The 8,929-nt window shown below is 68.3% G+C and carries 13 protein-coding genes; 7 read left to right on the top strand and 6 right to left on the bottom strand.

The window, feature by feature from the left end:
* The first annotated feature begins 50 nt into the window (after positions 1-50).
* A complete protein-coding gene (locus ACLQ6X_RS05335; RefSeq protein WP_411699136.1) occupies positions 51-359 on the top strand; it encodes a zf-TFIIB domain-containing protein in 309 nt (102 codons plus the stop codon).
* Between the two features lie 9 nt (positions 360-368).
* Here ACLQ6X_RS05335 and ACLQ6X_RS05330 read toward each other — a convergent pair whose 3' ends face one another.
* Entirely contained in the window at positions 369-587 is a 219-nt protein-coding gene (locus ACLQ6X_RS05330; protein WP_411699135.1) for a DUF1232 domain-containing protein, read from the bottom strand.
* A gap of 50 nt (positions 588-637) precedes the next feature.
* Positions 638-1,258, bottom strand: a complete 621-nt coding sequence (locus ACLQ6X_RS05325; protein ID WP_411699134.1) for a MerR family transcriptional regulator — start codon at positions 1,256-1,258, stop codon at positions 638-640.
* 73 nt (positions 1,259-1,331) lie between these two features.
* On the opposite strand from ACLQ6X_RS05325, the gene ACLQ6X_RS05320 reads away from it, so the two are divergent.
* Complete coding sequence (locus ACLQ6X_RS05320) at positions 1,332-1,826, top strand: DUF4188 domain-containing protein (RefSeq protein WP_411699133.1); 495 nt, start codon at positions 1,332-1,334, stop codon at positions 1,824-1,826.
* 14 nt (positions 1,827-1,840) lie between these two features.
* Here ACLQ6X_RS05320 and ACLQ6X_RS05315 read toward each other — a convergent pair whose 3' ends face one another.
* On the bottom strand, positions 1,841-2,953 hold the full coding sequence (locus ACLQ6X_RS05315; protein WP_411699132.1) for a hypothetical protein: 1,113 nt from the start codon (positions 2,951-2,953) through the stop codon (positions 1,841-1,843).
* Positions 2,954-3,152: 199 nt separating this feature from the next.
* Between ACLQ6X_RS05315 and ACLQ6X_RS05310 the strand changes: the two genes are divergently transcribed.
* Both ACLQ6X_RS05310 and ACLQ6X_RS05305 read left to right on the top strand, forming a co-directional pair.
* The gene (locus ACLQ6X_RS05310) at positions 3,153-3,434 is read left to right on the top strand and encodes an ArsR/SmtB family transcription factor (protein ID WP_411699131.1); all 282 of its coding nucleotides are present in this window, start codon (positions 3,153-3,155) and stop codon (positions 3,432-3,434) included.
* Positions 3,431-3,820 (top strand): VOC family protein, encoded by a 390-nt coding sequence (locus tag ACLQ6X_RS05305; protein WP_411699130.1) that lies wholly within the window; start codon positions 3,431-3,433, stop codon positions 3,818-3,820. The genes ACLQ6X_RS05310 and ACLQ6X_RS05305 overlap by 4 nt, the downstream gene beginning before the upstream one ends.
* Here ACLQ6X_RS05305 and ACLQ6X_RS05300 read toward each other — a convergent pair.
* The gene (locus tag ACLQ6X_RS05300; protein WP_411699129.1) at positions 3,810-4,703 is read right to left on the bottom strand and encodes a methyltransferase family protein; all 894 of its coding nucleotides are present in this window, start codon (positions 4,701-4,703) and stop codon (positions 3,810-3,812) included. The genes ACLQ6X_RS05305 and ACLQ6X_RS05300 overlap by 11 nt on opposite strands.
* A gap of 67 nt (positions 4,704-4,770) precedes the next feature.
* Between ACLQ6X_RS05300 and ACLQ6X_RS05295 the strand changes: the two genes are divergently transcribed.
* The 3 genes from ACLQ6X_RS05295 to ACLQ6X_RS05285 all read left to right on the top strand — a co-directional run bounded on the left by ACLQ6X_RS05295 (position 4,771) and on the right by ACLQ6X_RS05285 (position 7,481).
* Positions 4,771-5,565 (top strand): alpha/beta fold hydrolase, encoded by a 795-nt coding sequence (locus tag ACLQ6X_RS05295; protein WP_411699128.1) that lies wholly within the window; start codon positions 4,771-4,773, stop codon positions 5,563-5,565.
* A 29-nt stretch (positions 5,566-5,594) separates the two neighbouring features.
* Positions 5,595-5,921 (top strand): VOC family protein, encoded by a 327-nt coding sequence (locus tag ACLQ6X_RS05290; RefSeq protein WP_411699127.1) that lies wholly within the window; start codon positions 5,595-5,597, stop codon positions 5,919-5,921.
* A gap of 90 nt (positions 5,922-6,011) precedes the next feature.
* Complete coding sequence (locus ACLQ6X_RS05285) at positions 6,012-7,481, top strand: MFS transporter (RefSeq protein WP_411699126.1); 1,470 nt, start codon at positions 6,012-6,014, stop codon at positions 7,479-7,481.
* 8 nt (positions 7,482-7,489) lie between these two features.
* Here the strand turns inward: ACLQ6X_RS05285 and ACLQ6X_RS05280 are convergent, their stop codons facing one another.
* Together ACLQ6X_RS05280 and ACLQ6X_RS05275 are read right to left on the bottom strand one after the other, a co-directional pair.
* The gene (locus ACLQ6X_RS05280; RefSeq protein ID WP_411699125.1) at positions 7,490-8,512 is read right to left on the bottom strand and encodes a cation diffusion facilitator family transporter; all 1,023 of its coding nucleotides are present in this window, start codon (positions 8,510-8,512) and stop codon (positions 7,490-7,492) included.
* On the bottom strand, positions 8,509-8,868 hold the full coding sequence (locus ACLQ6X_RS05275) for an ArsR/SmtB family transcription factor (RefSeq protein ID WP_411699124.1): 360 nt from the start codon (positions 8,866-8,868) through the stop codon (positions 8,509-8,511). Before ACLQ6X_RS05275 ends, ACLQ6X_RS05280 begins: the two co-directional genes overlap by 4 nt.
* Positions 8,869-8,929: the final 61 nt, after the last annotated feature.

Below are 8,929 nucleotides of genomic sequence, written 5' to 3'. Positions count from 1 at the left end.
GACCGGTTGCGCTGACTAAAATTCGAGCGCCACGATTCTTGGAGGATCCCATGAAGTGTCCGAACGATTCAGCCACCCTCGTCATGAGCGAACGCAGCGGCGTCGAGATCGACTACTGCCCCGAGTGCCGGGGCGTATGGCTCGACCGCGGCGAGCTCGACAAGATCATCGACCGCGCGGAGAGCGAGTTCACCAAGTCGGCACCCGTCGCGCCGGCCGCACCGACCTCGGCCCCGCGTCCCCCGCAGTACGGCGACCGCGACCGAGACCGCTACAACGACCGCGACCGTGACCGCGGCTACGACAACGGATACCGCCCGAAGAAAAAGGAAAACTGGCTCGGCGAACTCTTCGGCTAGGCGCCTAGGTCAGCTGGTGGGCGGCGGCACCGTGCCGCCGGGGCGCGGTTCGCGTCCGCCGAGCAGCTTCCATACGGCGAGGCCCGCCCCGAACAGCACCGCGAAATCGTCGGTGAGGCCCAGAGGCCCGGTCAGCAGTTCGGGGATGACGTCGATCGGCGACATGCCGTAGACGAGCGCCGCAGCGGCGACGAGTACGGCCGAAATTACCTTGCGATTGCGTCCCATGCGAACAGAGTACGCACGGGGTCGCAGTAAGTGCACCCCCCCTCGCTCGGTCACTCGAGCGGCCGCGGCCCGAAGCGCTGATACGACGAGCTCTGCTGGGCGAGCCGGCGCAGCGCGAGCAGGAGGGGTTCGACGAGAACGGTGCCGAGCACGACGTAGCGCACGGCCGACTCGGCGGAGTCCGTGGGCACACCCGCGATCTCCGCATCGGCCACCTCGTGCATGGCGGCCGCGTAGATGTCCAGTGCGCCCTCGGGCAGGTCGAAGCCGACGGACCGAACCCCCTCGAGTGCCTCCGCCACCGCCGCCTTGCCGGCATCGTCGCATCCCTCCGATCCCCATCCCCACTGCGCAAGCAGCGAGTCCACCTCGCTTGTGTCGGTCGACTGCGCCACCGGCTTCGCCAATGCGTGGTGGGCGACCCCGAGCAGATCGTGCCCCGACCGCGGGGGCGAGTCGACGCCGTCGAGCAGTTCGCGCACGGCCGAGATGCTCAGGCCGGCGCCGCCGACCAGGGCGCGGATGAGGCGCAGCCGTCCGACGTGGGACTCGTCGTAGCGGGCCTGAGTCGGCGACGTCAGTCGGCCGTCGTGCAGCAGCCCCTCGCGCAGGTAGTACTTGATGGTGGCGACGGGAACCTCGGTCGCGGCCGCGAGTTGGGATATTCGCATTGCTGACTCCTTGACATAGATAGCGTCACTCTCCAATATTAGCGTGTATCGCTATCCAATCGGAGGCTCCACCATGACACATATCCACACCGGCCGGATGACACATCGCTACGAGGGCGAGCTGGTGGTCTTCCTCATCGGCATGCGGTTCAATCGCCCCTGGCGCTTCGACAAGTGGCTACCGGCCTTCCTCGCGATGCCCCGCATGCTGACCGAGCTCTCGAAGGATCCCGACTCGGGGCTCATGGGCTTCCGGCTCAGCTTCAGCGGCGACGGGCCGCTCATCGTGCAGTACTGGAACTCGCGCGAGAAGCTCTACGCCTACGCGAGCGCCCCGACCGCCGAGCACCGCCCGGCCTGGACGGCCTTCAACCAGCGCGCCCGCAAGGCGGCGGGCGCGGTCGGCATCTGGCACGAGACCTATCAGGTCGATCGCGCCGAGACGATGTACGTGGGCATGCCCGCGATCGGACTGGCCCGCGCGACGCAGGCCGTGCCGGTGGGCAAGCGGGCGGACCGGGCCGCACAGAGAATGGCCGAGGGGCGCACGCGACAGAGCGACGGATGAGACGGAGACGACCGTCACCCGGGGTATGCCGCCCCCAAGAACTGACGGGGCTCGGCGAGGTAGTCGACCCGTTTGTAGCCGGACCGGTTGAGCGCGAGCTGGCCGGTTCCTGTCGCTAGTGGCGCGGTGAGGGCTGCCGTGAGCGGCGACTCGAGGTCGGCGGTGCGGACGACGGCGTAGACGTCGCGCGTGAAGACGCCGCGCTGCGTGCCGGGCGGGTACGCCCCGCGCCCGAACAGCGGTCCCGGCATGAGGGGAGGCTGCTGCGGGTTGTACCGGTCATCGATGGGGCGTTCGCCGTTGATGCTCACCAGGGTGTGCACGTCGACGGTCATCGTGCGGTTCACCATGTTGTTCTTCTGCGCGATCCACTGCGACGCGAGGAACGGGATGATCTGCCCCTGCACGCTCAACACGCGCGCGTCGTTCTCGGGCGTCGTCGAACCCCCGCGGACACAAGCGCCCGGTGTCGTCACACCGATGGCGCGGAGGAAGAAGGCCCGCACGTCCGTCCCCGCCGCGGGCAGCTGCGGGCGCAGTTGCTGGAGGATGTATGCCCCATCGTCGTAGACCACCACAGCGTTCGTGCCGAAGACCGAAGTGCGGACATTCCCAGCCGAGGTGCAGGTGTAGATCGCGGTGAGCTCCTCCCGTGTGAAGTTGTCGAGCCCGGGCACCAACCGGAAGCCGGCGACGCTCACCGCATCGCGCGCGATCGGCAGGTAGGTCACGGCGTCGTCGGCGACGCCGGCGATGTTCACCGGACGGTTCGCCGACCGCACGAAGTCGACCTGTTCAGGGGAGTCGCGGAGCGCGGCGAATCCGGCGGCCTCGGACGTCGGGCGCGAGATCGGCGTGGCGCCCGGTTTCGTGACGATCGTGGGGCTGCCGGTGGCGTTGAAGGATGCGACGTCCGGAGCCTGGGGCGTACCGTCGGCGATGTTCGCGCGGCCGTTGGTCAGCACGTCCCAGAGCACGGATGTGGATTCGGCTCCCACTCCCGCGTATTGGCGTGCGCCCGGCTTCCACGGGTCGGCGCTCGCGGGCGACGGGACCGCGAGCGCGAGGGCCGCCACCGTCATCGCGGCGAGGAGCACCCTGGCGAGGTGACGTGTGTTGCTGGACAATGGGCACCCCCGATGTGCGGACGCCGGCCGTCGGGGTGCCGCCGGGCGTCTCCACGGCGGGCCTGACCTGCCGCCGACTGCTCTGAGCATCGCGCATCCGAGCAGCATTGTCGAGGAGGACAAGCGGCGGAGGACACCCTTTGTACCCCTCTCCCGTAACCCTTGACAGGCAAGTGACTACTTGCCTATTGTTCTTGGCGTGACGGACGTTTACAAGGCACTGGCCGACGAGACGCGACGCGCGCTGCTCGACGAACTGCTGCAGCGCGACGAGCAGACGCTGTTCGAGCTGCGCTCCAGGTTGGCGATGAACCACAACCTGACGCCGTCGCGCCAGGCGGTGTCACAGCACCTCGACGTGCTCGAGGCCGCCGGGCTGGTTCGCACCGAACGGCGCAGCCGCTACAAGTTCCACACCATCGACACCGCCCCACTCGCCGAGATCGCCGAGCGGTGGCCCCAGAGAAAGGCGCAACCGTGAAACTCCAGACCGTCAGCATCTTCGTCGACGACCAGCAGCGAGCCGTCGAGTTCTACACCGAACGTTTGGGATTCGCCGTCACGGCCGACATCCCGATGGGTGAGCATCGCTGGCTCACCGTCGTCGACCCCGCGCGCCCCGACGGAACCCAGCTCTCGCTCGAGCCGAAGGGCCACCCTGCCACCGGCCCGTTCACCGAGGCGCTCGCGGCAGACGGCATCCCGTTCTTGGTGCTGGGTGTCGACGACGTGCAGGCCGAGTACGACCGGCTGATCGCGCTCGGCGAGACCTTCACACAGCCCCCGACACCGATGGGCCCGGTGATCATCGCGACCCTCGACGACACCTGCGGCAACCTGCTCCAGCTCGCGCAGTTCACCGGCTGAGAGCCGGCACCCAGCAGCGCACGGTGTCGCGGTAGCGGCGGAAGTCGTCGCCGAACCGCGTCTCGAGGTCGGTCTCCTCGTGCGGCCGGATTGCGTAGTTCCAGAACACGGCCCCGAGCACACCGTAGGCGACGACCAGCCACGACGAGAGCACGAGCCCGACGGCCGCGCCCTGAACGAAGCCCGCGACCGCCATGGGATTGCGGATGAATCGGTAGGGGCCAGCGACGACGAGCCGGTTCGCCATCGCCGAGGGCAGCGGCGTGCCGTTTCCCACAACCGACATCGTGACGCCCGACCAGAGGCCCAACCCGCTCGCGAGCACGAGCACAACGACGCCGATCGCTGGCACGAACCACGGAAACGGCAGCCCGACCGCCCACCGGCGCTCGAAGAAGGTGATGGCCAGCGGCACCACGACGAGGAAGAAGCCCCAGAAGACCACGATCTGCGCGCCGGTCGACGCAAGGTGGGAGGCTGCCATCCTGCTCGGCAGGGCCGGTCGGAACGCGAACGGGCCGGAGATCAGCCACGCGGTGGGCACGCGACCGGTAAGTGTGAGGTAGAGCGCGATCGCGGATGCCACCGCAGCCGCGGCCATGACGAGAACGCCCCAGCCGGCCTCGGTCGTGAGGGTGGCGTACACGGCGAGCGCGACCGCGACCAGCAGCGTCCAGCCCGTCGCGACCCAGGCGGCCGCTCTCACTCCGGCCGCGGCGAGCGCCGAACCGACGACGAACAGCGGGGTGTCGGCCACCGCGACCGCGAGCGGGTCGAGGCCACCGAGGGTCGCCTCCCGAACCAACGGTGAGACCGCCACCGCGATCCACCACGCGGCGCCGGCGGCGGCCTGCACCCCGAAGTAGATGCGGCCCCAGAGCATGCCCGAAGACTAGCAGCGGCGAGTCAACCGCCTTGAGCCGAACCCCACGATCCCTAGGGTGGGCGATATGGAGTGCCGCATCGACGACGTCATCGTGAACTACACCGAACACGGCGAAGGGATGCCCCTCGTCGCGTTGCACGGTGCCGGGGTCGACCACCGCGAGATCGAAGCCGCCATCGAAGCCGTGCTGCCGCGTGTCGGGTTCCGTCGCATCTACCCCGACCTGCCGGGCATGGGCCGCACGACGGCCGACGGCCTCGACAGCAACGACGACGTGGTCACGCTGATCGCCGGTTTCATCGACCACATCGCCGGCGGGTCAGCAATGCTGCTCGGTCACTCCTACGGGGCCTATCTGGCGCGCGGCGTGGCCGCGCAGCACCCCGAAGCCGTGACGGGCCTCGCCTTGCTCTGCCCGATCGGCGACGGGACGGACCCGGCGCCCGCCCACCGTGCAGTTAGCGAGGAGCCCGGCACCTACGACGAACTCGACACCGCACAGCGGGAGGACTTCGACGAGTACTTCGTGGCGCGCACACCCGCTGGCGCCCGCCGCTACCGCGACAGCGTTGCACCGGGGGTCGCCGCCGCAGACGAGGTCGCCCTCGCACGCATCTTCTCCGACTGGCTCGTGAACGTCGACGGCCCCGTATTCGAACGCCCCACTTTGATCGTGGCCGGGCGCAGCGACTCGACGGCCGGGTACGCTCACGCGACGGGCCTCCTCGAGAGCTATCCCCGGGCCGCGTTGGCCGTTCTCGCGGATACAGGGCACGCGCTCATGCACGAACGTCCCGAACTTCTGGGCGCTCTGCTTTCGGGCTGGTGCGACGCGGTCGCCCGAGAGCACAATCGTTAGCGATACCGATTCCGACCCGGAGGCGCGCGATGAAGCCCACATTCCTGTACATCCCGACCGATGATCTCGAGGGCACCGCGCGGTTCTACCGCGAAGACCTTCAGCTCGAGGAAGTCTGGCGGGAAGGCGACGACACGATCGCCTTCGCCCTGCCCGGCGGCGAACTGCAGCTCATGGTGTCCACGGCGCCCGGCGGGTACGGCCCGATGTACCTCGTCCCCTCGGCGGAGGAGTGGGTGCGCGCGCACGCCGACCTCGAGGTGGCGCAACCGCTGCAGCAGATCCCCGGCGGCGCCACGGTCGGGTTCACGGATCCGGCGGGGAACGCTTTCTACGTGTTCGACCAGGAGGAGTGACCCGCGGCGGGCGTCATCCGAAGTTAGTCCGGCGTCCGATCTCTAAATCGGCACTCGACATGTTCACGCTGTATACATATCATGGAGCGCATGACGGACACCGACGACACACCCGCCGCATCACCGGCACCGCACCCGGTCCACGTGCCACCGCCGGGCGGCGGGCGGACGTTCGCGCAGGTGCTCGTGAACACCGCCGTCGCGAACGTGACGACGAGCTTCCTGTGGTTCGCGCTGACCTTCTGGGTGTACCTCGAGACGCGGTCGGTGCTGGCCACCGGCATCATCGGCGGCGCCTACATGCTGCTCGTCGCCGTGTTCTCGATGGCGTTCGGCACCATCGTCGACCGCCACCGCAAGCACCTCGTTATGGTGTTCGCCGGGGTGGTCACCCTAGTGGCCTTCAGCATCAGCCTCGTCTTCTACGTGCTGTTCCCCGAGTCCACGCTGCTCGACCTCGGCGGGCCGATGTTCTGGCTGTTCAGCGGGGTGATCCTGTTCGGCGCGGTCATCGAGAACATGCGCAACATCGCTCTGTCGACCACCGTCACCCTGCTCATCCCGACCGAGCGGCACGCGAACGCGAACGGCCTCGTCGGCACCGTGCAGGGCCTAGCCTTCATGGTGACGAGCGTGTTCAGCGGCCTGGCGATCGGCCTGCTCGGCATGGGCTGGACGCTCGTGATCGCGATCGCGCTCTCGGCTCTCGCGCTCGCGCACCTGTTGTTTTTGCGCATCCCCGAAGAGCTGCCCCAACGCGACGGGGACAAGCGCCCGCTCATCGACCTGCGCGGCAGCATCACGGCGGTGCGCGCGGCCACGGGGCTCTTCGCCCTCATCATCTTCTCGACGTTCAACAACCTGATCGGCGGCGCCTACATGGCGCTCATGGACCCGTACGGACTCGAGCTGTTCCCCGTCGAATGGTGGGGCATCGTGCTCGGCGTCACGTCCACCGGCTTCATCATCGGCGGCCTGCTGATCGCGAAGTTCGGACTCGGACGCAACCCGATCCGCACCATGCTCATGCTCGTCATCGTTATGGGAGTGCTCGGGGCGCTGTTCACGATCCGCGACTGGTGGTGGCTGTACGCCGGGGGCATCTGGCTCTACATGACGCTGATCCCGGCGGTCGAGGCGGCCGAGCAGACGGTGATCCAGAAGGTCGTGCCGTTCCGCACGCAGGGGCGGGTGTTCGGGTTCGCCGCGGCGTTCGAGTCGGCCGCGGCGCCGGTCACCGCGTTCCTCATCGCGCCGATCGCGGAGTTCCTGATCATCCCGTACATGGAGTCCGACGCCGGGCAATCCGATTTCGGCTGGCTGCTGGGCGACGGCCGGGCCCGCGGAATCGCTCTCGTCTTCCTCGTCGCCGGCGTGGTCATGGTGATCGCGGCCGTCGCCGCGTTCTTCACGAAGTCGTACCGGCGCATCTCGGCGCAGTACCTGGAGGCGCAGCCGGCGGAGCTCGAGTCGGAGAAGGCCGAAGGCCCGGATGACACGGAAGCCACCCCCGGCTCGGACGACCCGACCGACGCGACGAGCGCTCAGCTGCGACGCTGAGCAGCCCGTCAGGCGTCGACTGACGTATGCCGCACGTGGGCGGGCCCGTGCGCTATAACGAAGTCGTCGAGCTTGGGCATCTCCTGCTCGAGCGCGTGGTGGGCTTCATGCAGTATCGCCGACCCGGCGGGGATCGAGGTCGCCTCCATGGTGACGGTCGCGGTGCCCTGCAGGCGGTGACCGACCCACCGCAGCTGGAGACGGTCGACCGAGACGATGCCGGGTACCGCCAGCAGCACGGCACCCGCGCGATCGACGAGCTCGGGTTCGATGCCGTCCATCAGGCGCCGGCCGATACTGCGCACGGTTCCCCAGAGCAGAACGATGATCGCAGCCGAGATAAGGATGCCGACGATGGGGTCGGCGATCGGGAATCCGAGCATCGCGCCGACGGCGCCGGCGACGACAGCGAGGGAGGTGAACCCGTCGGTGCGGGCGTGAACGCCGTCGGCGACCAGCGCCGCCGACCCGATGCGCTGGCCGACCCGGATCCTGTACACGGCAACAGCCTCGTTACCCGCGAAGCCGATGACCCCGGCCGCCACCACCCACCACAGATTGTCGAGCGGCTGCGGGTCGAACAGGCGGGCAATCGACTGCCAGGCCGCGATCACGGCCGATAGCGCGACCACGACGACGATGAACAGGCCGGCGAGATCCTCTGCCCTGCCGAGGCCGTAGGTGTAGCGGCGTGAGGCGGCTCGTCGGCCCAACACGAAGGCGATCCACAGGGGCACGGCGGTGAGGGCGTCGGAGAAATTGTGGATCGTGTCGGCCAGAAGGGCGACCGAACCGCTGATCAGCACCACCAGCAGCTGGAGGACGGTCGTGCCAAGCAGAACGAAAAGGCTGATCTTGAGCGCGCGCACCCCCTCCCTGCTGGCTTCGAGCGCGTCGTCGATCGAATCGGCGGCGTCGTGACTGTGCGGCACGAAGAGGCCGTAGAAGAAGCCCGTCACACCGCCGGGGTGCGAGTGTTCGTGGGGACCGTGGTCGTGGGGACCGTGGTCGTGCCCGTGGTCGGCGCTCACGCTCCAGCCTCGGCATGGTGGTGGCGCGGGGTCAGGCTCAGGGAGTGCTCGGCCTGGAAGATCGCGTCGGAAACCAGTTGCCGGGCGTGCTCGTTCGCCAGGCTGTAGAAGACCTTGGTCCCCTCCTGCCTGCTGGTCACGAAGCGCGCCAGACGCAGTTTCGCCAGATGCTGGGACACTGCCGGCGGGGATTTCTCGACGAGCTCGGCCAACCTGCCGACCGGCAGCTCGCCGTCACGGAGCGCGAGAATGATCCGGATCCTGGTGGCGTCGGCGAGCATCGCGAAGACCTCTACCGCCAGCTCGACGTATTGACTGTCGGGTTCGCGCCCACACACGGGCTTATCTGCATCCATACGCAGATTCTTACATTAATCGTGCGCCTCGGCGACTTGAACTCAGATGTAACCAGTGTTA

It is taken from the genome of Conyzicola sp., assembly GCF_046714715.1.
GTDB lineage: Bacteria > Actinomycetota > Actinomycetes > Actinomycetales > Microbacteriaceae > Conyzicola.
The sequence above is the reverse complement of the archived record's forward strand: the minus strand, read 5'-3'. Positions and strand labels throughout refer to the sequence as shown.

Excerpts from the sequence above, each read along its gene's own strand:
- ACLQ6X_RS05300 (WP_411699129.1), bottom strand. The coding sequence starts at position 4,703 with ATGCTCTGGGGCCGCATCTACTTCGGGGTGCAGGCCGCCGCCGGCGCC.
- ACLQ6X_RS05295 (WP_411699128.1), top strand. The coding sequence starts at position 4,771 with ATGGAGTGCCGCATCGACGACGTCATCGTGAACTACACCGAACACGGC.
- ACLQ6X_RS05330 (WP_411699135.1), bottom strand. The coding sequence starts at position 587 with ATGGGACGCAATCGCAAGGTAATTTCGGCCGTACTCGTCGCCGCTGCG.
- ACLQ6X_RS05325 (WP_411699134.1), bottom strand. The coding sequence starts at position 1,258 with ATGCGAATATCCCAACTCGCGGCCGCGACCGAGGTTCCCGTCGCCACC.
- ACLQ6X_RS05285 (WP_411699126.1), top strand. The coding sequence starts at position 6,012 with ATGACGGACACCGACGACACACCCGCCGCATCACCGGCACCGCACCCG.
- ACLQ6X_RS05290 (WP_411699127.1), top strand. The coding sequence starts at position 5,595 with ATGAAGCCCACATTCCTGTACATCCCGACCGATGATCTCGAGGGCACC.
- ACLQ6X_RS05320 (WP_411699133.1), top strand. The coding sequence starts at position 1,332 with ATGACACATATCCACACCGGCCGGATGACACATCGCTACGAGGGCGAG.
- ACLQ6X_RS05275 (WP_411699124.1), bottom strand. The coding sequence starts at position 8,868 with ATGGATGCAGATAAGCCCGTGTGTGGGCGCGAACCCGACAGTCAATAC.
- ACLQ6X_RS05335 (WP_411699136.1), top strand. The coding sequence starts at position 51 with ATGAAGTGTCCGAACGATTCAGCCACCCTCGTCATGAGCGAACGCAGC.